The sequence below is a fragment of the uncultured Thermanaerothrix sp. genome, from assembly GCF_938028735.1.
In the GTDB taxonomy this organism is placed as follows: Bacteria; Chloroflexota; Anaerolineae; order Anaerolineales; family Anaerolineaceae; genus Thermanaerothrix.
The window spans coordinates 87,954-110,187 of the sequence record NZ_CALIMF010000011.1 but is presented as its reverse complement, the minus strand read 5'-3'; the positions used below and the strand labels follow the sequence as shown (position 1 = coordinate 110,187).

Genomic DNA, 22,234 nt, shown 5'->3' with positions numbered 1-22,234 from the left:
CGCCTTGCAAATATGGGTTTTAAGGATTGAATCCCATCTTCCATCGTGCCATAATGTTAATAAGAATTGCGTCGTGCTTGCCACCATCGTTGCCGTGTAACCTGAATGAAGGGAGGGCGCCATGGCAACGTTAACGTTAAGTGTGATTAAGGCGGATGTGGGTGGTTTTGTGGGGCATTCCGCCTGCCACGAAGCCCTGCTGGAGGAAGCGCGTACTTTGCTGGCACAGGCGCAGGCCAAAGGCCTGCTCCTGGATTTTTACGTCACCGCCTGCGGGGATGATTTACAACTTATTCTCACCCATCGCCATAGCACTGATCATCCGGAGATTCACCACCTCGCCTGGGATGTCTTTAAGGCCTGCACCGAAGTAGCGCGGCGGCTCAAACTTTATGGCGCCGGGCAGGACCTGCTGGCCGATGCGTTCTCGGGTAATGTGCGCGGTATGGGGCCGGGCGTCGCTGAAATGACCTTTGAGGAACGACCCTCCGAGCCGGTGGTCATCTTCATGGCCGATAAAACCTCCGCCGGGGCATGGAATTTGCCGCTGTACAAGATGTTCGCCGATCCTTTCAACACGGCGGGGCTGGTTATCTCACCCAGTATGCACGCGGGCTTTCGCTTCGAGGTCCATGATGTGCTCGAGCATCGGCGCATCGTTTTCGATACCCCCGAGGAGGCTTATGACCTGCTGGTTTTCATTGGGGCGGCAGGGCGCTATATGGTCAAGGCAGTCTATACCAAACACGGCACCATTGCGGCCGTTTCTTCCACCCAGCGCTTGGCCCTGATTGCTGGCAAGTATGTGGGCAAGGATGATCCGGTGTGCATTGTGCGCTGTCAGGGTGAATTTCCAGCGGTGGGGGAGGTGCTCGAACCTTTTACACTACCCCATATTGTCGAGGGCTGGATGCGCGGTTCGCACTACGGCCCGTTAATGCCAGTGCCGGTGCGTCATGCCACGCCCAGCCGCTTTGATGGGCCGCCGCGCGTAATCGCGCTGGGCTTCCAACTGGCTGAAGGGCGCTTGATCGGCCCGCGCGATTTGTTTGATGATCCGGGTTTCGACGAGGCGCGGCGGTTGTGCAACGTACTGGCAGATGCTTTGCGCCAGCATGGGCCATTTGAGCCCCACCGCTTGCCAATGGAGGCGATGGAATACACTACCCTGCCCGAGGTGATGGCACGACTGGCCGAACGCTGGCAAGCGTTGGAGGATTAGGACTGTGCGGAGGGTGGGATTGCCCGCAGTACGAAGAGATCCCCTGTGCGGCTCACCACCATAGCGAAGGCAAAGCGATCAACGGCGGTGCAGTACTCCAGGTCCGAGGGCGGAAAATCGGGGCTGCCAAGGGCCAGGAATTTACGCGCAGTGGGGGATTCGCGCACCCGCTGAATGAAGGGCTCGGGGGCGGGATGTTGGCCGCTTAACAGCGCCTCGATGTAGTCGGCGCAGGCGGCATCCTCTTCTCCACCCCCTTCAGCGTGCTGACCGGTGATGACGAAGGTGATGACGGTGGGCGCCAGGCGACGCAGATATTCGGCAGTTGCGCGGGCGTTGCAGAGGGAGGCGGCCAGGAGGTGCTGTGCTTGCCAGCTGCGCACGACCCCCTGCGTGCCAGCGGTGGTGCGCTGGATGAGCGTGCGCCCATACAGATCCTGGCTGACTATTTGAGTGGGTGAGTTGCAAAAATCAAACCCCGGCACGCTGAAACCATTGACCTCGCCGATGATCAGGGCGCCGGGCAAGCGCTGCTTAAGGGCCAACGCTTCCTCTACCTCGCCAACCAGCAAAATGCGTTCAGCGCCGGCGGCAAAGGCATAGGCAGCGGTGCTGAAGGCGCGCAAAACGTCAATGACCACCACGGTGCCGGTGGCTTGGGTGCAGGTTTCAAGAGTGGCGCGCCGAAAGGTGAAGGGAAGATGGTGCATGAGCAAGTCTCCCGAGGCAACGGAATTTTGGCACACGCCTATTATAGCCCGGGTGGTTGTATCAGAAGGGGAGCGCCAAAAGTGTTAGTGGGTTGCTCGTTGTGTTGCGTAAGTGCGCTTCCCCACCCCTCTCGGCAGGCGTCCAGTACAGGTTTGCCAGCGCGAAGGTCATTCCAAAATGTCCTGCCCAAAAAATGGGGTAGCGGCTTCAAGCAAGGCCATAAGTTGTTGTAAAATTCAAACACATTCCCTGTGTGTAGCTCCTCTGAGACCGTGGATAGACCTAAGGTTTTTACCAGCCCTTCTTTCATCTCGCACGATCCCGCTCGCCGCGGGCTGCTGGGGTTAATCCTGCTCAACCTGGTGATTGCTCTCTTCACGTTTGATGACTTCGGCTTTGCTTGGGATGAGCCGCTGTATTATGCCTATGGCGATGCGGTGGATTACGCCTACTCCATCTCGGCGCGCCTGAGCGGGAATTTTGACCTTGAGAACGCCTACGGGCCGAGCGCTAGCGACCACAAGTATTATGGGCCGGCTTACCTTCTGCTGGCACGTCCGTTGGTGGATGTTCTGCGCCAGTTGCCCATGACCGGTGTGCATCGGGATGAATGGTGGCACCTGGTCAATTTCCTTACCCTGCAGATCGGCGTTGGGGTCTTCTACAAACTGGCGCGTCGCTGGATGCGTCCCGGAGCGGCGTTGGGGGCTGCTGCGCTCTTCGCCACTCAGCCTGTGGTGTGGGGGCATGGGTTCATCAACCCCAAGGATATGCCGTTCATGGTTTTCTTCATCCTAACCGTGGAAAGTGGGCTGACCCTGGTGGATCATTTAAAGTCACCCACTTCTGTGGCTCCCACCGAGGAAGTGCTGCCGAGGAAAGGTGTCACCCCGCGGCGACGGACACCGTGGCGGGTGATGGTGCTGGTGGTAGGGGGTATAGTGTTGCTTACCTATCTCGTGGCAGCGCCGATCCGGGAGGGAATTCGCGCCTTGGTACTAGCGGCGTATCAGGCAGCACCGGATAGCTTGCTGGGGCGGGGGTTCCTCTGGGTGGCCGCCCGTGCACCCGAGACGCCACCGGAGGCTTATGTTCGCAAGGCTTGGGTGCTCTTTGTGCGCCTGCGCACGGGATTGACCGTGCTGAGCACACCGTTGGTGCTCCATGCACTCGCGGGGCTGATCTGGCCGGTAGGAATGCGGCGCCTGGGACATGCCTTGTATGCCCGTCTGACCCCCTTGCCCACCTGGCCACAATGGCGCTGGCCACTCGGCGTGCCTTGGCAGTGGCGCAAGGTGGGCTGGCGCCTGGGCGCGGCGGCGCTGGCCCTCGGGTTGCTGACCTCGGTTCGGGTGTTGGGACCGTTGGCTGGCGCATTGGTGGTGCTTTACTTTCTCCTTCAGCCCTACCCGCGCAGTTGGAAACCCCTGCTGGCCTACGGTCTGATAGCGGCGGGGGTGACTTACATGACCTGGCCGTTCCTCTGGGATCATCCCCTGGCCCGATGGATCGAAGTGGCCCGTCACATGGCAAATAATCCACACATCCTACCGGTGCTCTTCAACGGGCAGGTGTATCCTTCCAATCAGCTCCCGCGGAGTTACCTGCCGATGTTGTTGGGGCTGACCCTGACCGAGCCGGTCTTCCCGTTACTGGCACTTGGGCTGGGGGTAGCACTGATGCATTTCTGGCAGCGGCGTCTGGAGTGGCGCTCCTTTTTGATTGTTCTCCTTTGGGTTGGTCTGCCCCTGGCCTACGTCTTATGGCGCCAACCACCCATGTACGACGGATACCGTCACTTTCTCTTCTTGCTGCCGCCGCTTTTTCTGCTAGCCGGGTTGGGTCTGGATGCGCTGTTTGGGCGTTTGCGCCAGACGTGGCAGCGTTTGGGGCTGGGCGTGCTGGTGCTCTTGCCGGGGGTGATTGGCCTGGTGCGCCTGCATCCCTATCCGTATACTTACTACAACGCGTTCATCGGCGGGGTAGGAGGGGCATTTCGCCGTTACGAGACCGACTATTGGCTGACGTGTTACAAAGAGACTCTACGCCTGGTCAATGCGGAGGCCAGGACTCATCCGGTGACCCTTTTTGTCCTGCGTCAATCCCAGATTGCGCGCCGCTATGCGGATCCGGCAGTGACTGTGCAAGGCTTTGACCCGGCCGACGACACCACCTACCCAGGCAGTCTGTTATTGCTCATCACCCGCTACAATCAGGATTTGACCCACCACCCGGAGGATCCAGTGCGCTACACGGTGGGGCGCGCAGGGGCGGTTTTTTGCGTGGTCAAAGAGGTGGGAGGAACCGCATCCCCATGAACGCGCTCCGCGGGAAAACCTGGGTTTTCTTCGTTGGGGGATTGGTGCTCCTCAGCGTCATAGGGGGACTGTGGCTCTCCACCTCAACCCCCTATGGGATGGGGCTGGTCAACGATTCGGCAGTATACGTCAGCGGAGCGCGCAATTTGCTGGCTGGAAAAGGCTATATGCGTCTGTCGGGTGACTTGGGGCTAAAGCCGATCACCCATTTTCCGCCCCTCTTCTCACTGACGCTGATGCTGGCAGCGCTGGTGAGCCGAAGTGATCCTCTGGTGGCGGTGCGAGGGCTGATGCCGATGCTCTTTGGCCTCAATATCTTCCTATTGGGCGGGTGGGTGCGTTTATTGGGGCGAAGGCAGGACCTGGCCCTGCTGGCGGCCGCGCTATGGGCTTTTTCGGATTGGGGGTTGAACCTGCATGCGTATGTGTTGAGTGAACCTCTATTTTTGACTTTCTTTCTGCTGGCGTTTATCATCTGGGCGATTTACCAAGACCAACCGCGCCCGTACTGGGCTGGGTTGAATGGGCTTCTGGCGAGCCTGGCTTACCTGACGCGATATGCAGGTGCAACGCTGTTAGTGACGTTTGGGTTGCTACTGTTGGGATATGCCTGGCGCGAGCAACGTCGCCGCAAGGATCTGCAGCGTTGGTTGATCGGGGCGCTCCCCTTGCCTGCGTTGTGGACTTTCTACACCTGGCGGGTGGATACGGCGCTGGGCAATCGTCAGGTTGCCTGGCACCCAATTGCTCTGGAAACTCTGCGATATGGATTGCAAAACAGTTTGAACGCTCTGGCCCCGGATTGGCTGATCCGCCTGTTCCCGCCGCTAGGGAGTCTCTTCTCGGCGCTGGGGTTGCTGGCCAGCCTGGCCCTCGTGGTTGGGATTGGGGTGGGGATGTGGCGCATGGGCCGGCAACCGAAGGCAGCGCTGCCACGCTGGTTGGCGCCGGTGCTGTTTGGCGGAATCTACTGGGGCTTTCTGATCGCTTCTATCAGCCTGCTGGATGCTAGCACCCCCCTGGACGATCGCATCTTGGCGCCCCTTTACCTTACCCTTCTGGCCTTGAGCATGGTGGCTCTGGGGTGGCTTTTGCAGCGCCCCGCCCGTGGGGTGCGTCTGGCTGCCCTCGTAGGCATAGGGGTAGGATTGCCGTTGTTGGTGTGGGATGGCGTGGTTCAAGGGCAAACTCTGCGCCAGGAGGGGCTGGGTTTGGCTCATCGCGAAATACAGACCACGCGCTTGTGGGATTTGCTCCGGCAGTACCCGGCAGGCAAGTACGTGTATAGTGATCGTCCGGCCGCCATCCATCTGTATGTCGAACGCCCCTGCTTGCCCCTGCCCACGCCGATGAATCCGGTGCAGGCACGGCTTCGCCCAGATTACGCGGAGGATTTGGCTGAGATGAAAACGCGCATTCGGGCAGGGCAGGCCATCCTGGTGTTATTCGATTTGCATCGTCATGGCGATCCTGCTTACCTGAGCGAGGTCACCGCTGGCTTGGGTGAGCCGCGGGTGGTGGACTTTGTATGGGTATATGGAACGATGAGATAAAAACTGGGAATAGCACCGGGCGCACGGCCAGCATTTGATCCTTGCATGGCGGCAGGAAGCCCCTGCGTTCCCGACCAAAGAAGGACCGCGTAGCAATCGTTTATAGGCCTCTCTCGATCTCCTCCATCTCGGCGTAAAGTGGGCGGAGACGGTCGTAGAGACGGCGGTAGATGCGATGATACAGCGCGTTGTAGCGCCGATGGTGCTCCGGGATGGGCTTAAAGTGTTTGCCTGGACGGGTCATGGCATGCACGGCGGCGCTGAAATCGCGATGCAGTCCCAGCCCTACGGCTACTACGATTGCAGCGCCCAGCCCCGAGGCTTCGTAAATGTGCGGGCGGGCAGCTGGCAGGCCGAAGATGTCGGCGGTCAGTTGCATGGCTGCTTCGCTTTGGCTACCGCCCCCTGCCACGCGTAACTCGCGGATCGGCACGCGGGTGCGCCGCACAATGCGCTCACTCCCTTCACGCAGGGCATAGGCCACTCCCTCCAGAATGGCGCGGTAGAGGTGGGCGCGGGTGTGCAGATCACGAAAGCCGACCACTGCACCGCGTGCCTCCGGCCCCGGTTCCTTCAGCCCTGGCGACCAGTAAGGTTGTAGGATCAACCCATCGGAGCCTGGCGGCACAGCATTGACCAGGCGGTCAAAAAGGGTTTCGGGTTCCTGACCCTGCTCGCGCGCCTCCGCTTCTTCGGGCTGGCCGAACTGACTGCGGAACCAAGTTACCATCCAATAGCCGCGGTACACCTGCACTTCCAGGCTGTAGGCGCCGGGCACAGCGGAGGGGTAAGGCGGAAGTAGTGGGGTGACTTCGAGGTAGCGTTGTGAGGTAACGTTAATGGTAGCAGTAGTGCCGTAACTCAGGCAGGCCAGATCGGGGGTTAGACAGCCACTGCCTAGCACTTCGCAGGCCTTGTCAGCCGCGGTGGCGATCAGTGGCAATCCTGCCGGGATGCCGGTGGCCTCGGCGGCAGCGAGGGTAATGTACCCCAGCACCTCGCCCGGGCGACGCAACGGCGGCAGGGCTTCGCGCGGCAATGGCACCACTTGCCATTTCCAATCCCAAGCAGCGGCCCAATCCTGCTTTTTGTAGTCGAAGGGCAGGTAACCCACCTGGCAGCCGGTCGAATCCACCAGTTCGCCCACCAGGCGGTAAGTGAGATAACCGGAGAGCAGAGCGTATTTATGGGTTTGGGTCCAGATCTCTGGCTGATAGGTGCGAATCCACGAGGCTTCCGCCTCCGCCTGCAGGTAATTGACCGTGGCGGTCATCCCGCTAAGGCGAAAGGCCAGCCCCCACAGCCCGCCGATGGGCTTGAGCCCGGGCGTGCGCCGCTGGTCCATCCATACGATGGCCGGGCGCAACGGACGCAAGTCACGATCCAGGTTGATTACGGTGGCGCGCTGAGTGGTCAACCCCACCCCGCAGATGCTGGCCTTATCCACGCCGGGTTGCTGCCACAACTTTTGGCAGGCAGAACTTATAGCCTGCCAGAAAACCTCAGGGTTCTGTTCGGCCCAACCAGGTGCGGGGGAGTAGTAGGGTTGGATCTTTTGCTGGCCTTTGGCCAGCAGATTGCCCTGCAAATCAAAAAGGAGCGCGCGGGCGCTCTGGGTGCCCATATCAATGGCCAGCAGTGTCGGTTCGCTCATCCTACCCTCCCTGGGCCTTGCCCCAATGTTGGGTGGCTTGCTCGGGGGTCATATCCAACCCCAGGGTGCCCCCGGGGTTAAGAATGTGGTGTGGATCAAAGTAGTCCTTCAGTGCGCGCAGCACCCCCATTGCAGTGGGATCCAGTTGTTTCACTAGCCAGGGGGCGGTCTGTTTGCCAACCCCGTGGTGGTGGCTTACCGCCGCGCCGCTCGCTTGCATAGCCTCAATCAGGGCATATTGTACCTCCAGATAATCGGGGATGGAGGTGTAGGGGAGGATGAAGATAAAGTAGAGATTGGCGCCTTGAGGATAAACATGGGAGATGTGAGTCATGATCAAAGGCACCTTGTGTGCCTGAGCGGTGGCGCGTACAGTTTGGTAGGTGATCGGAAGTTGTGTCCAGGTGCCCGCACATTCAAGCGTATCAATAATGATGCCGAAATCCAGGAGGTCCTCGCGCAGGTAGGGGTCGCGAAAACGCTCACGCTCCCAGCGTTGGGTGATCGGTAGCGGACTGAGGTTAAGTGCACCGTAGTCCCTGCAGATTGCATGGACGCGACGCTGGAGATGGGCGCTGAACCCCCGTTCACCATCGCAAGAGCCAATGAGCAGGCAACGCTCTCGGGGGCGGTAGCCCAGCCGGGCCAACAACCCATCCAAGGGCGTGCTGGTCAGGCCGTACATGTGCATGGCTACCTCGGTTTCATCCCCGTCTGAAAGCCGGAAGATCGAAGGGGCGCCAGCCTCGTCCTGCATGATCTCGCGCAGAGCGGCCTGACCTTGCTCCCAGGATTTGAAGAAGAAGGCGAAGCGCCGCGTGGTTTCGGGTCGGTAACGGAAAATGCGCAAAGTGGCGTTCAGCAGAACCCCGTAGGCCCCTTCACTGCCGATCATAATCTGATCTAAGTCAGGCCCGATGGCCGCGCGCGGATAGGGGGGTGTCCGTAGTCGTCCGGCCGGCGTGGCGTATTCCTGCGCCAGTACTAGGTCTTCGATCTTGCCGTAATAAGTGGAATTCTGTCCGGCCGAACGGGTCACCACCCACCCTCCCAGGCTGGAGTATTCAAAGGATTGGGGAAAGTGTCCACAGGTGTAACGGCGCTGAGCCCCGAAACGCTGAGGCGCCTGGTTAAGGGCGGCTTCCAGGTCGGGACCACGGATGCCGGCCTCGGCGGTCACGGTTTGATCTGTCTCGTTAAGAGCCAGAATGCGGTTGAGGTGGCGGCTGAGATCAAGCGTCACCCCGCCCCGAACGGCTTCGCGCCCGCGGGTGACTGTGGAACCGCCGCCGTACACATAGAGTGGGATGCGGTGGGCGTGGCAGTAGTCCACAATGGCCTGTACCTCATCTGGTGTGCGGGGACTGAGCACCGCTGCAGGCAAGTTCTCTAGGATGCCCAGACGCAGGCGGAGTTGGTCTACCATGCCCGCGCCGTAGGAGGCCCGCACTCGGCTGAAAGGATCTGTGCGCAGATTCGCTTCGCCTACCAGGTCGCGCAGGGCATTCAGGTGGGTACTTTCCAAGGAAATGGGAAGTGTCTCGGGGAGCGGGCGCAGACCCAGCCATTCGGCGGAGGGCTCGGAGTGGAAGGCGATTCCCAGACGTTCCTGCAGGAAACGTACCAGTCCGTGGTTGGGGTGCTTGAACGTATATGGATCGCCCCATTTGAAGATGGCGCGGAAGGAACCGGGAGGAGGTGGGCTTTCAATCCAACGCGGGATGGTGAGAGGGGTGGGTCTCATGGTAACCTCCAGGGGAAACTAGCCAGTGGGGCAAGGGCTATAGAAGCGCTGCCAGGTCTCACGGTAGGCGCTGACCTCGGCCTCCCAGCGAGCATGTTCCCATCCTAATTCAGACTGAACGAGGGCGCGAATGCGGTCAAGATGGTCCATCCCACCGTTAGGGAGTAACAATCCCAGGCGCACCCGGCGCAGGAGCAGATCCTCCAGGTGCACCACACCCTCGTGGCGGGCAGCCCAGCGTACTTCTGCCCACACATTGGGCAAGGTGGGGATAGGTTGCCACTCTTCGGCGGGCGTTTCGGCTAAAAATTGGGGCAGTTCCGGGCCGAGGCGCCCAGCCAGATGGGCCAAGGTCTCAAAATCGAGATCGGGAGCCGGCACATCCAGTGGGACGGGGGTGAAGAAGGGCCTGGGCGGGCGAGAAACGTCACGTAGATTTAAATACGGAGCGACCAGGCGCAAAGTGTCCTGAGCCATGCGGCGAAACGTGGTCAGTTTACCTCCAGTGATAGTGATCAACCCCTGTTCGTCCCAAACGCTGTGGGCACGTGATTCCTTGGAAGGATGCTCGGCACCACTCCGAATGATTGGGCGCAGGCCGGCGAAGGTGGCGAGGAGGTCCTGCTCACCGGCCTCCACCCTGGGGAAGACTACGTGCAGGGCTTCCAACAGATAGGTGATCTCCTCGGCGGTTGCAAAGGGTTCGCGATCCTCCCAGGCTGGTGGGTGATCTAGGTCGGTGGTGCCGAGCAGGGTTACCCCCTCCCAGGGGATGGCAAACATAGCACGGCGGTCGCGTGGGTGCAGTAAAGTCACGGCCTCGGTGAGTGGGAATTTGGCTTGCGGAAAGACCAGGTGGCTGCCACGGGTGCGGCGCAAGCGTGGGGCCGCCCCGACCTCTCGGCGCAGGTCGTCCGTCCAGGGGCCCGTGGCGTTGATCACCACCCGGGCGTGCACCTCCAGGGTGCGTCCCTGTGGGTCGGCCTCGTCGCGTACCACTGCACCACACACCCGGCCCGTCAACGTGCGCAGCAGTGCCACCGCACGGGCGTATGAAAGGGCGGTGGCGCCGGCTTGAACGGCCTCGCGCAATAGGCGCAGCACCAGGCGCGAATCGTCCACCCGGGCATCGCCGTAATAGACCCCGCCGGCCAAGTCGGTGGGGTTGAGCCAGGGGCAACGCGCCAGCAGACTCGGCGGGGTGAGTTTTCCATGTTGCCAGCGCAGTGCCATCCCATCGTAGATTAATACCCCTACCTGAAACTGCCGTAGCGAGGCGCGGTAGTAGGGATAAACGGGCAGAACAAAAGATAACGGGGTTACTAGATGGGGCGCGGCACGCAGTAACCATTCCCGTTCGCGTACCGATTCGAAGGTGACATTGAATTGCCGATTGCGCAGGTAACGGAAGCCACCATGTACCAGTTTTGAGGAGCGGCTGGAAGTACCGAAAGAGAAATCACGTGCCTCGATTAGCAAGGCACGCAGTCCGTAAAGGGTACACAGGCGCAATAGGCCGGCGCCGGTTACCCCACCTCCAATAATCAGCACGTCCCAAGGACGATCCAGGGCTGACCAGATGGCATCACGCCAACCACGAGACCACATAAAACCTCCTGAGCGGGGAAAAGACTGAAAAACACTGGAGCAATGTCTATCAGGCGGCCGAATGTCCGTTGTGGGCTAGGGTTTCCCACAAGCGGATGCTCTCCAGCATGACGGCGCGGGTCAGGGCTTCCGCCGCCTCCGGTTGATTCTGGCGGGCGTATTCCAGCAGACCCTCGTAATAAGCGCGCGAGCGGGCGCGGGCAGCGGCACGAGCAAAATAGCGCTGCGCCATGGTCAGGTAGAGCTCGCGAAACCCGTTAAGGATGAGAGTAAACACCGGATTGCCTGAAAGGACGGTTAGGGTGTGGTGCAGCTGCCAGTCGGCAACAGCAAAGGCGTCCGCCTCATCGGGCACTTCACATAAGGCTTCCAGCAGGTTTTTTACCTCGTCACGCGCACGCTCAAAAGCCAGACGGCAATAAGCGGGTGCCAATAACACGCGCACCTGCAGCAGGTCTGGGATGAACGTTGGGGGGAGGACTTCGGGGTGGTTGATGAGCGCACTGAGGATGTTAAGGTTGCCCTCGCGCCAGTAATCGCGCACGCGGGTGGGCTTCCCGTGGTGGATCTCGACCCAGCCATCGCGTGCCAAGCGTTGTAGCGCCTCACGCAGGGTGGGGCGGGTAATGCCCAGGCGGGTGGCTAGATCGCGTTCATTGGGTAGGGTACTGCCCGGAGGGAACGTGCCGTTGAGAATGGCTTCAATAAGGCGATTTTCGGCAATTTCGGCAGGACGTGGCGGTGGGGGTGACCGATCCATTGGTTCTCCTTAAAGAGGTAAGAGGTCATACCAGTTACAGTATAGCAAAACCAACATCAAAATACAAGTGGTTTTTTGATATACTTCGTATGCAAAGATCCCAAACAAAAATTCTAACGGTCAGGGCATTGGAATTCCATTTCGCTCCCCGATCTCCCCAAGTGGCCATTGTCATCCCGGTTTTCAACGAGGAAGACGTGGTGACGGCGTTTCACCAGCGCCTGCGCAAGGTCATTGATGCGCTTCCTTACACTTTTTCCATCATTTACATCAATGATGGTTCCACTGATGGCACGCAGGCTGCGCTTGAGGCGGTGGCGCAGACGGATTTGCGGGTCACCGTGCTGGAGTTGAGCCGCAATTTCGGTCACCAGGCTGCCCTGACTGCGGGTCTGGATCGAGCCGAGGCCGAGTGGGTGATTAGCATGGACGGTGATGGTGAGCATCCTCCTGAACTGATCCCTGAGATGCTAGCGCTGGCGGCCCAAGGCTATGAGGTCGTGCTGGCCCAACGGCAAGAGCCCCAGCGCGCGGGCTGGTTCAAGCGTTGGACCTCGGCGGCTTTCTACTACCTGCTCAATCGCATTGCTTCTACCCCCATCCCGCCCGGGGTTGCGGATTTCCGCCTGCTCCATTGCCGGGCGCTCGAAGCCCTGCGCCAAATGCGCGAATACCACCGTTTCCTACGCGGCATGGTCGGCTGGATGGGCTTTCGAACGGTGATCTTGCCTTATGCTCCCGCTCCGCGCCTAGGTGGGCATTCGCATTATTCTCTGCAGAAAATGCTGCGCCTAGCGTTTAATGCCATTTTCTCTTTCTCGTTGGTTCCCTTGTACCTCGGTATCTCCTTGGGAGGCGTCTTCTTGCTCCTGGCTCTGCTGGAAGCCCTCTATGTACTCAGTTTCTGGTTGACTGGGCGTCAGGCCAGTTTGGCCCCGGGTTGGTCTTCGCTCATGTTCGTTTTGCTCTTTGTGGGTGGTTCTCTGATGATCATGCTGGGAATTATCGGCTTGTACGTGGGGTACATCTTCCAGGAGGTTAAGCAGCGCCCCATCTATTTTGTCCGACGGGTTATCACCTTCTCCCCGGATGCGGAATCGGAGCATACCCCTGATGCGCCACCGACGCCTCATTGAATCACTGCGTGCGCTTCCCTTTCCCCTGTGGCTGGCTGGGATCCTCCTCCTGGCCTATGGCCCCTTCCTGCCCTGGCTGGGATTCTACTGGGACGATTTGCCGATCCTGTGGATCGCCAAAACTTACGGCCCCGAAGGGTTACACCGCTATTTTTCCACGAACCGTCCCTTTTGGGGGATGTTTTACCAAATCTCAATGACCTTTCTGGGCACAATGCCCTGGCAGTGGCACCTCTATGCGCTTTTCTGGCGCTGGCTGGCCGGTCTTGGGGTGTGGCTGACCTGGCGGCAGGTTTGGCCGCAGCGCTCGGCAGATGCGGCCTGGATGGTTCTGGCCTTCAGCCTTTACCCCGGCTTTGGTCAGCAACCCATTAGCATCGTGTACAGCCACTTTTTCATCGTTTTAACAGCCTTTTTGGCATCGCTTTATGCCATGACTCGGGCGGCACATTCTCCTTCTTATAGCTGGGGCTGGCATTTGCTTGGCCTGGGGCTGAGCGCGGTTAACCTGCTGAGCATGGAGTACTTCTTCCTGCTGGATTTGGTGCGCCCGTTCCTGCTGGCCCAGACATTGAAAACCGCAGGTGCTCAACGATGGCGCCACGTTTTGTATCATAGTCTGCCGTATTTTGTCCTCTTTACAGGCGTTGCCCTTTGGCGGGCTTTTTTCTTCCCATATCAGACCTATAATTACCAGCCTCACTTGTTGCAATCCCTGATCCTCCAGCCCTTGGCGGTGTTGATGCCGTTGTTGGGGCGCATGCTTCACGACATCTTGCTGACCAGTGTAGCAGCCTGGTTCCAACCATTAACCCGTCTGGCAATGTTACCAGCATTAGGCCCGCGTACGCTCCTCTTCACTCTGGGCGTCCTAGGAGCAGCCCTGGGATTGTTCTCCTGGCTGGTACGTTGGCGCTGGTCCCTTGGGGAGGTGGGCAGCCTGCGGATGCGGTGGGCAGAAGCGCGTCCGCTGCTGATGCTGGGTGGGGCCAGCCTGCTCCTGGCGGGTTGGCCGTTCTGGTTAACCGATTTGCCGATCCGACTGGGTTTCCCATATGATCGCTTTACATTGCCTTTTATGCTCGGCGCGGCTTGCGTGTTAGTGGGTCTGGCGCGCCTCCTGCCGGCAGTCTGGGGATCGGTCGTCTTGGTGATCACTCTTGGGTTGGCGGCGGCTTTTCAGACCCAGAATGCGGGTGAATATCGGCAGGACTGGGACACCCAACGCGCCTTCTTTTGGCAGATGGCCTGGCGCATTCCTGATCTCAAGCCCGGCACCACGCTCGTTGTGCAGGGATTACCCCTGAGGCACTACAGTGACAACTCCCTAACCGCGCCTTTGAACTGGCTCTACGCTCCCGAAAACCGCACCCCGCAGATGGACTATCTGCTGATAGACCTGGATGTGCGCCGCACCTACCTGCCTCTCCAGGCGGGCATTTTGCATCAACCGATAGATCTTGATTATCTTGCTGCAACGTTTCGTGGCACGACAGATCAGGTGCTGGTGCTCTTCTACCAACCACCGGCCTGCTTGCGGGTGATCGATCCCGCGCTGGAGGCCGACAACCTGTTTTTGCCCCCCCGCTTGCGCCGGGTGGCTGCACAATTGAGCACCCCGGATCTCATCGAGTCTCAGGCCGGTCCGCCGACCCTGCCCGCTTTCTATGCCCCGGAACCAGTACACGGCTGGTGTTACTATTACGAGCACGCCGATTTGGCCCGCCAGCGTCAAGACTGGGAGGCGGTAGTACGCTTGGCGGAAACCGCTTTGGCCCTGGGTGACTACCCCAACGATCCTGCTGAGCGCTTGCCCTTTATTGAAGGGTATGCCCATGTGGGTGACTGGGAGCATGCGTTAGCCCAGAGTCTGGAAGCCGCGCGCGTGGCTCCGACCATGCACGGGGTGGTGTGCCGTGTGTGGCAGCGCCTGCTGCGTGAGACCGCGCCCAGCCCGGAGCGCGACCGCGCCTACACGACCCTGCGCCAGGAAATGATGTGTCCGTAGTTGGAGCCTGGGCAAAAATCGTCTATAATCACACCCATATGAGCATTTTTCTCTTCAAGGAGGCGTATGAAGATTCTGGTCAGCGGCGGCGCCGGTTACATTGGGAGTACCATCTGCTCGGCCCTGCTGGATGCCGGCCACACCCCCATCATCCTGGATAACCTTTCCACCGGGCGGGTGGAGTTCACCCGCGGACGCCTTTTTTACCACGGCGATATCGCCGATGTGGCCCTTTTGGAGCGCATTTTTCAGGACCATCCCGACATTCACGCCGCCATTCACTGCGCAGCGCTGATCGTCGTCCCTGAGTCCATGGAGAAACCCTACGAATATTACCGCGAGAACGTGGGTAAGTCCATTGAGTTCTTTTATCACCTGCAACGCTTGGGCTGCAAGCGGGTGGTGTTCAGTTCCTCGGCCTCGTTGTACGACGTGGTGCCAGGGTTCATGGTGCGCGAGGACTCGCCACTCAAGCCTTCCAGTCCCTACGCGCGCACCAAATACATGATGGAGATGGTACTACGCGACTACTGTGTCAGTTATGGCATGTACGGCATTGCCCTGCGCTACTTCAACCCCATCGGCGCCGACCCCCAAATGCGCAGTGGGATCCATGTTGAAAATCCCACCCACGTCTTAGGACGAATGGTGGATACGGCATTGGGCAAGTACCCTTACTTTGAAATCACCGGCACGAACTGGCCCACCCGCGATGGTACCGGTATTCGTGATTACATCCATGTGTGGGATTTGGCCCAGGCGCATCTGGCGGCAGTGCTGGATTTTGATGCTGTTTTCGAGCGGGCGGGCAATCCACCGGATCGTTATCTGGTGATCAACCTGGGGACGGGCCGCGGCGTTACCGTGCGTGAACTGCTGGAGGCCTTCCAAAAGGTGATTGGGCACTCCATCCCGGTGCGGGAAGCCCCGCCGCGTCCCGGTGATATTGCCGGCTCTTACGCCAACGCAGATACCGCCGAGCGTCTGCTGGGGTGGAAAGCGCGTCTTTCGATTGAAGACGGCATCCGCGACGCCTTGCGATGGGCAGAGGTCCGCCAGCAAGTCCTAAACACAGGTTCAACCGTGGCGAAAAATACGTTCCCTGGGGTGGAGGCACCGGCTTCAGATCATGGTCAGGTGCACGCGTAAGGCGTCTTACTCAAAGTTAAAGACGCGCCCGGTCAGGCGTGATTCCTCAGCGGCGAAAGCCAGGCGGTGGCTCTCCAGCGCCTCGCGGGCGGTCTGACGCACCTCGGGCGGGTTGCCGCCGGCGCGCACGCAGGTCACAAAGTGCGCCATCAATCCCATATCACCGCCGCCGTGTCCCTGGCCCGCGGGTGGGCTAGTATCGTAGGTGCGGCGCGTCAGCGTGCGATGTTCTTCCACTTGAATCCACCCACCGCCATTGCCCAGCATCGCCAGCAAACGCCCCCGCGTCCCTTCTATGCGAGTTGAACGATGCTCGACATGGGAGTGCCCATGCATGGTCAGCGTCACTGTGCTGCCGGCGCTGAAGAGCATACTCACCACCTGATGATCCACAACATCGTTATCACAGTGGTAAACGCAGCGCCCATAGGGCCCCGTCCGAAGCGCTGCAAGGAGGTTCTCAGGCGTAGGATCAAGAGCAAGCACTGTCAGCGGCCAACCGCGGTAGTCGGTAATTTGGCGCAGATCAGGATAAACCGCGCTGAGTAAGCGCACCAGCCAGGGATGTTCCACCCACTGCCGGGTTGCCCAACGGGCAAAGCCACGCGGCGCCGTCTCGGCATAATTGTGCCAGAAGGGTTTCATCTCCAGGTAAAGATAGGGGGCGTAGTAGGGGCAGGTTTGTGCGGCCGGACAGCCATCCAGGCAGCGCTCGGGTGCACCGGGGGGTGCATTTTCCGCGCGGAAGTGCAGGAGATTACCCACGCTATACAGGCGCTGGCAGCGCTGCCCCAGCACCCAGGGTAACATATCCAGGTCATGGCAACATTTGGCCAGGATCATTGGGCTGGAGAGGGCGCTGTTGCGCCAGTTACCGCGGACGTAAGAGTGCACCATGTGCCAGAATGCCACATTTTCGCGATGGTCCACATCCACCACTTCGCCCAAGACGCCCGATTGCACGATCTCACGCAACAATTGGTAGTGCCGGGTATAGCGCATCACATGCCCCACATGCAACTGCCGCCCCAACGCTTCACTGGTCGTGACAATCGCCTCACATTCTTCTAGGCGCGGCGCCAGGGGCTTTTCCAGCAAGATGTGGTAGCCGGCGCGCAGGGCCGCCAGGGCTGGGGCCGTGTGCAGCGCATCCTGCGTGCAGATCAGCGCGGCGTCGGCCATCTGAGGCTCATCCAGCAGGTCTTCCCAGGTTGAGTATTGACGTGCATGGGGAATGTTGTGCTGAGCGGCAAAACGCGCGCGGCGTTGCGGATCGGGCTCAGCCACTGCCACAAAGCGTAACTGATCCGGGTGCTGTAGGGCGTAGGGCGCGTAAGCCTCGGCGCCGCGCTGTCCGGCGCCGATGAGCACTGCCGTGACGGGTTGAGAGGGCATGATCAGGGGCTCCTTTCCGCGGTAAGGTTAAGGGGTAGGGATACGTTCACGACCACCTTCATGCGTGGCACAACTGATTATATAATCGAAACCGAAGTCACGCAGGAATGGTATTGAGTCCTTTGGTTCGGATACGCTTGAGGCATCTCATGGAAAATGACCGCTGCTTAGACCCATTGGATATTCGCCTGGCAACCCCCGCCGATGCATGGGGCATTGCTCAGGTGCATGTGGATACCTGGCGTGCCGCCTATGCCGGTCTCCTCCCGGCTAGTGTCCTGGCACAACTCTCCGTTGCCAAGGATGCGCGGCAAATCCGCGAGTGGATCGCCCAGCCGCGTCCAGGGAGTTTTTGGTGGGTCGCCGAAAAGGCGGGCCGCATCGTGGGATTTGCCAGTGGGGGGCCAGAACGGAGCGGCGATGCAATTTATCGGGGTGAAATCTATGCGCTCTACGTGCTCCCGGCTTTCCAGCGCCACGGCATCGGCACACGGTTGGTCGTGGCCTCGGCGCAGGCCCTACTCCAACATGGGCTGACCTCGATGTTGATTTGGGTCCTGGCTGAGAACACACCGGCCCGCGCGTTTTATGCGCGCCTGGGCGGACAGCCGGTGCGTGAGCAGACCCTCACGATCGGCGGTACTTCCCTAGTTGAGGTCGGCTATGGATGGGCCGACCTGCCCTCATGGATACTGTCCGTTGCCCCTTGACCCCGAGCCTTGGCCTAAAACACAACGCCGGGTCGAATGGCCCGGCGCTCAAGTCTATACGGTGAGAAATGCCTCACCTACACCCGATAGCACGCCACTTGATGCCCCCCGCCTTTGTCTTCCAGGGGTGGGTGATCGTTATCTTCACAGACTTTGGCAGCGATGGGGCAGCGTTCGAAGAAGCGGCAGCGTGGCACCGGGTTAATGGGCTTGCTGATACTCCCCTTAATCTCTGGGGTGCCGCGTTTGAAGGTCGGATCGGGCACCGGCACAGCTGAGATCAGGGCGCGCGTATAGGGGTGCAGCGGGTGATGCAGCACCTCTTCGGTGGGCCCGTATTCGACAATCTTGCCCATGTACATCACGGCCAGCATATCGCTGGTATAGCGCGCAACGGCCAGATCGTGGGTGATGTAGAGATAACTCACCTCCAGTTGCTGAGCCAAGTCCATCATCAGGTTCATAACGCCTGTGCGAATAGAGACATCCAGCATGGAAGTAGGCTCATCGGCAACCACGAAACTGGGATTGATCACCAGGGCGCGGGCAATCGCCACGCGCTGGCGCTGCCCACCTGAGAGTTCATGGGGATAGCGGAACATGAACGAGGTGGCCGGGGTCAGCCCCACCTGCTCCAACATTTTAGCCACCATGACCTCGCGGTCCAGCACGCTCCCAATGCCTTGGACCGCCAGCGGCTCGGCCACGATGTCAAAAATGGTCAGGCGCGGGTTGAGCGATTCATAGGGATCCTGGAAGATCATTTGCACCCGCCGGCGGAAGCGCTTCAGTTCTTTACCTCTGAGGGTGGCTAGATCCACCAGGTTATTTTTCTCATCAGCGATGAGAATCTTGCCATCAGTGGGATCAATCAGGCGGGTGAGTAACTTGCCAGTGGTGGTTTTTCCGCAACCCGATTCGCCAACCAGGCCCAGCGATTTGCCAGCAAGGATAGTGAAGGAAATATCATCCACCGCGTGGACCTTGAATTTGCCGGGGTTGAAGATGTTGCCCCCCACCGGATAGTACTTCTTGAGGCCTGTGACCTGTACTAGAGGGATGCCGTTGGGGGTCATGATTGCACCTCCACCATCGGAGCAGGATTCCAGCAGGCCAGGTAGTGGCCGCCACCGATATCTTCAAAGGGGGGTTGTTGCTGTTTGCAAATATCCAGGGCGCGGGGGCAACGCGGATGGAAGCGACACCCTGGCGGTGGGAAGAGCAGGTCCGGGGGCTCCCCGCCCAAAGCAACCAGCGGTCGCTTCTCGCCGACAATGCTGGGGAAGGCCGACATCAAAGCCACCGTGTAGGGGTGGCGCGGGCGCTTGAAGATCTCCACAGCGTCGGCCAATTCGCATAAGCGCCCAGCATACATGATCGCAATGCGCTCGGCCACCTCAGCAATCACCGCGATATCGTGGGAGATGTAGATCATGCTCATGCCCATTTGCTTTTGTACCTGGCGCAACTCGCGCAATACCTGATCCTGGACAATCACATCCAGCGCGGTGGTGGGCTCATCGGCGATGATCAGGTCGGGGTTGCAGGCCAGGGCCATAGCGATAATGGCGCGTTGGCGCATCCCGCCACTGAATTCGTGGGGATAACGATCGGCCATCTTGGGGTCAATCCCCACCAGTTTGAAGAGGGCTTCTACCCGCCTGCGTGCCTCTGCTGGATCAATATCGCGCTCGTGGCGTTCAATGGCTTCGATGATCTGATCGCCCACTTTATACACCGGATCAAGCGCATTCATCGCCGCCTGGAAGACCATCGAGATGCGCTTCCAGCGCACGTGCTGCATCTCGTCTTCGCTGAGTTGAGTTAGGTCTGTCCCATCCAGCAGGATCTGCCCGCCGGTGATTTGCGCATTGTCGGGCAGCAAACGCAAGAGCGCCATAGCCACTGAGGTCTTCCCGCAGCCCGATTCGCCGACCAGGCCGAGGGACTCGCCTCGCTTCAAGTCAAAGGAGACGTCGTCAATGGCCGAGACCGGGCCTTTGCGCGTCTTGTAGATCATGGTGAGGTTGCGAACCGAAAGCAAGGGTTTTTCTGCCATAGGTCTATCCTCGGGTTTAGCGCCGGCGCAGGCGCGGGTTAACGACTTCATCCAGCGCACGCCCTACCAGGTAGAAGGCACTGCACAGGAGGGTAATCGCCAGGCCCGGCGGAACGATCAAGTACCAATATTTCCAACCGCCCAGGAGGTAACCTGCGGCTTGGGTGGTGTTGATCATAATCCCCCAGGACATGCGCAGGTTGAGCAGGCCAAAGAAAGACAGGGCCGCTTCAGAGAAGATTGCCCCCGTGACGGTGAACATCATGTTGAGGAAAGCCAAAGGCATCAGGTTGGGGACAATGTGGCGGAAGATGATGTGCAGGTCGCTTCCCCCGGCCACCTTGGCCGCCTCAATGTACGGCTTGACTTTAATGGTCAGTGCCTGGGCTTTGAAGATGATCGTGGTGCCACCAAAGCCGGAAAGAATTCCGATCAGCAGCGCCAGTTCAATCATCCCAAAGTCAAAAAAGGCGGTCAGGACCACTAGGAGGGCGATGAAGGGCAGAATGTTGATCAGGTCGGCCAGGCGCATGAAGAAGGCATCCAGCGCGCCACCAAAGTAAGCCGAGATGGCGCCCACCGACGTGGCGATGGTCACAGTGACCAGAGCGGCCAGCAGGCCCAGGATGAATTCCGACTGTGTGCTGTACATTAATTGGCTGAGCACATCGCGCCCGACGGGGTCGGTACCTAACAGGTGACGCGCTGAAGGTGGAGAGGGGTGCTGCAGAATGGTGGGGTCGTTGCCAATGAAGGGATCGTAGATATTGGGTTCCCAGACGGTGTGCATCAGGATGGGATGAGCCAGGGCCATCAACCCGAAGAAGAGGATAATCCCCAACCCTATTAGACCGATTTTGTTCTCGGTAAAGAGTGCCCAGCTCTGCTTCAGTCCTTTCCATGCGATGCGCAGGCGGATTTTCCACAGCGGTTCCTGAATGTGAAAAGCGGTTTCGGCAGGTGCAGTGGTCATGATGCGACTCCCTCAGGCATAACGGATGCGCGGATCTAGGAAGGCGTAGGCAACGTCGGCCACCAAGTGGGCCAGCAGGGCCAGTGTCCCGATGAACAGGAAGGACCCCATGACCAGGGGAATATCCCCCGTGGTCGAAGCGGTGAGCAAAGTCAAGCCTAAGCCTTCCCAGGAGAAGACGGTTTCGGTAATGATGCCGCCGCCGAGGATGAAAGGCAAGGAGATGATCAGACTGGTGAAGACCGGCAGAACGGCATTGCGCGCGGCGTGTTTATCGCGCACCACCCGCTCGGGCAGGCCCTTGGCCCGGGCTGCCATGATGTAGTCTTCACGCAACGTCTCCAGCATGGTGGTGCGGGTGAGCAACATGGTGCCAGAGAAGTTGATCAGGGTCAGTACGATGATCGGCAGTGCCATGTGATAGAGAATATCACCCGCGTATTTCGCCACCGGCGAGGCGGCCCAGTAGCCCACTGCAATGGCAGCGCCGCCGATCAAAGCGCTCCAGCGAATCAATGACGCCCGATAGGGGTTCATGCGGCGGGTGAGGTAGTACACCACCACTAGGGCGACTGCCAGGAGGGTCATAGTCACAAGCAGGTTGATAAAGATTTGGTTGGCCGTCAGGCCTTTGGGAGCGGTACGCCAGAGATTGACATCCAGGAATTTCCCAATGGGGAACCATTTGAGGGTGAACCCAAAGAGGTAAATCATCATTAGCGCGAACCAGGGCGTGAAAACTGTGTAGAAGAAGGCTCCTACCACTGTGATCCCATATTCCAGACCGGTACCGCGTTGCCAGGCTAACACCCTTCCCAGCCAGTACCCCACAAAGAACTCGATCAGGGTGGCGGTGAGGAAGAGGAAAATCGTGCGCGGGGCGCGCTCTAACAAGACGTCCATAACCGGCTTGCGGTATTGGTAGGATTCACCCAAATCGCCACGCAGCGTGTTACCCATCCACTGGAAGAAGCGCACGTAGGCGGGTTTATCCAACCCCAAGCGGCGGCGCAGGGCTTCGCGCTGCTCCTTGGTGAATTTGGGATTGTTGACGTACTGGAGGGTGATGTCGCCGGGCTGGGCATCTAAGATGAAGTACGTCAACGCAAAGAAGATAAAGAGGGTGACTACAATCTGTAACAGGCGGTTGGCGATATACTTGAGCATCCCAACTCCTCAGCGTGGATTAGATACCAAGTGACGTAATCTTATCATAACCTTAATGACATGTCAC

General features: G+C 59.5%; 17 protein-coding genes. 7 read left to right on the top strand and 10 right to left on the bottom strand.

Annotated elements, in window-relative coordinates; translation table 11 throughout:
- Positions 1-121 precede the first annotated feature (121 nt).
- Positions 122-1,222, top strand: coding sequence for a fructose-1,6-bisphosphate aldolase/phosphatase (fbp, locus tag Q0721_RS06300; protein ID WP_299027045.1), 1,101 nt, complete (start codon positions 122-124; stop codon positions 1,220-1,222).
- Here the strand turns inward: fbp and Q0721_RS06295 are convergent.
- The gene (locus Q0721_RS06295) at positions 1,219-1,932 is read right to left on the bottom strand and encodes a 2-phosphosulfolactate phosphatase (RefSeq protein ID WP_299027042.1); all 714 of its coding nucleotides are present in this window, start codon (positions 1,930-1,932) and stop codon (positions 1,219-1,221) included. The genes fbp and Q0721_RS06295 overlap by 4 nt on opposite strands.
- A gap of 273 nt (positions 1,933-2,205) precedes the next feature.
- On the opposite strand from Q0721_RS06295, the gene Q0721_RS06290 reads away from it, so the two are divergent.
- Positions 2,206-4,251 (top strand): hypothetical protein, encoded by a 2,046-nt coding sequence (locus tag Q0721_RS06290; RefSeq protein WP_299027039.1) that lies wholly within the window; start codon positions 2,206-2,208, stop codon positions 4,249-4,251.
- On the top strand, positions 4,248-5,804 hold the full coding sequence (locus Q0721_RS06285) for a phospholipid carrier-dependent glycosyltransferase (protein WP_299027036.1): 1,557 nt from the start codon (positions 4,248-4,250) through the stop codon (positions 5,802-5,804). The genes Q0721_RS06290 and Q0721_RS06285 overlap by 4 nt, the downstream gene beginning before the upstream one ends.
- A 100-nt stretch (positions 5,805-5,904) precedes the next feature.
- Here Q0721_RS06285 and Q0721_RS06280 read toward each other — a convergent pair whose 3' ends face one another.
- Genes Q0721_RS06280 through fadR form a run of 4 tightly spaced genes read right to left on the bottom strand, consistent with a single transcriptional unit; the run spans position 5,905 to position 11,570 of the window.
- Positions 5,905-7,458: an FGGY-family carbohydrate kinase gene (locus Q0721_RS06280; protein ID WP_299027033.1), complete on the bottom strand. Its 1,554-nt coding sequence runs from the start codon at positions 7,456-7,458 to the stop codon at positions 5,905-5,907.
- A gap of 1 nt (position 7,459) precedes the next feature.
- Positions 7,460-9,202 (bottom strand): FAD-binding oxidoreductase, encoded by a 1,743-nt coding sequence (locus Q0721_RS06275; protein ID WP_299027030.1) that lies wholly within the window; start codon positions 9,200-9,202, stop codon positions 7,460-7,462.
- 18 nt (positions 9,203-9,220) lie between these two features.
- A complete protein-coding gene (locus Q0721_RS06270) occupies positions 9,221-10,810 on the bottom strand; it encodes a glycerol-3-phosphate dehydrogenase/oxidase (RefSeq protein ID WP_299027027.1) in 1,590 nt (529 codons plus the stop codon).
- A gap of 49 nt (positions 10,811-10,859) precedes the next feature.
- Positions 10,860-11,570 (bottom strand): fatty acid metabolism transcriptional regulator FadR, encoded by a 711-nt coding sequence (gene fadR / locus Q0721_RS06265; RefSeq protein WP_299027024.1) that lies wholly within the window; start codon positions 11,568-11,570, stop codon positions 10,860-10,862.
- Positions 11,571-11,659: 89 nt separating this feature from the next.
- Between fadR and Q0721_RS06260 the strand changes: the two genes are divergently transcribed.
- From Q0721_RS06260 to galE, 3 genes are all read left to right on the top strand, one after another.
- Positions 11,660-12,706, top strand: coding sequence for a glycosyltransferase family 2 protein (locus tag Q0721_RS06260; protein WP_299027021.1), 1,047 nt, complete (start codon positions 11,660-11,662; stop codon positions 12,704-12,706).
- On the top strand, positions 12,684-14,714 hold the full coding sequence (locus Q0721_RS06255; RefSeq protein WP_299027019.1) for a hypothetical protein: 2,031 nt from the start codon (positions 12,684-12,686) through the stop codon (positions 14,712-14,714). The genes Q0721_RS06260 and Q0721_RS06255 overlap by 23 nt, the downstream gene beginning before the upstream one ends.
- A 66-nt stretch (positions 14,715-14,780) precedes the next feature.
- Complete coding sequence (gene galE / locus Q0721_RS06250; RefSeq protein WP_299027016.1) at positions 14,781-15,863, top strand: UDP-glucose 4-epimerase GalE; 1,083 nt, start codon at positions 14,781-14,783, stop codon at positions 15,861-15,863.
- A gap of 6 nt (positions 15,864-15,869) precedes the next feature.
- Here galE and Q0721_RS06245 read toward each other — a convergent pair whose 3' ends face one another.
- On the bottom strand, positions 15,870-17,258 hold the full coding sequence (locus Q0721_RS06245; RefSeq protein ID WP_299027013.1) for a Gfo/Idh/MocA family oxidoreductase: 1,389 nt from the start codon (positions 17,256-17,258) through the stop codon (positions 15,870-15,872).
- Positions 17,259-17,407: 149 nt separating this feature from the next.
- Here Q0721_RS06245 and Q0721_RS06240 point away from each other — a divergent pair, with 149 nt between their 5' ends.
- Positions 17,408-17,968 (top strand): GNAT family N-acetyltransferase, encoded by a 561-nt coding sequence (locus Q0721_RS06240; RefSeq protein WP_299027010.1) that lies wholly within the window; start codon positions 17,408-17,410, stop codon positions 17,966-17,968.
- Between the two features lie 77 nt (positions 17,969-18,045).
- On the opposite strand, the gene Q0721_RS06235 is transcribed toward Q0721_RS06240, so the two are convergent.
- Genes Q0721_RS06235 through Q0721_RS06220 form a run of 4 tightly spaced genes read right to left on the bottom strand, consistent with a single transcriptional unit; the run spans position 18,046 to position 22,167 of the window.
- Positions 18,046-19,044 carry an oligopeptide/dipeptide ABC transporter ATP-binding protein gene (locus tag Q0721_RS06235; protein WP_299027007.1) on the bottom strand — a complete coding sequence of 333 codons (999 nt, stop codon included), beginning with the start codon at positions 19,042-19,044 and terminating at the stop codon, positions 18,046-18,048.
- A complete protein-coding gene (locus Q0721_RS06230; RefSeq protein ID WP_299027004.1) occupies positions 19,041-20,027 on the bottom strand; it encodes an ABC transporter ATP-binding protein in 987 nt (328 codons plus the stop codon). Before Q0721_RS06230 ends, Q0721_RS06235 begins: the two co-directional genes overlap by 4 nt.
- Before the next feature lie 16 nt (positions 20,028-20,043).
- A complete protein-coding gene (locus Q0721_RS06225; RefSeq protein ID WP_299027000.1) occupies positions 20,044-21,000 on the bottom strand; it encodes an ABC transporter permease in 957 nt (318 codons plus the stop codon).
- Positions 21,001-21,012: 12 nt separating this feature from the next.
- Positions 21,013-22,167 (bottom strand): ABC transporter permease, encoded by a 1,155-nt coding sequence (locus tag Q0721_RS06220; RefSeq protein WP_299026997.1) that lies wholly within the window; start codon positions 22,165-22,167, stop codon positions 21,013-21,015.
- Positions 22,168-22,234: the final 67 nt, after the last annotated feature.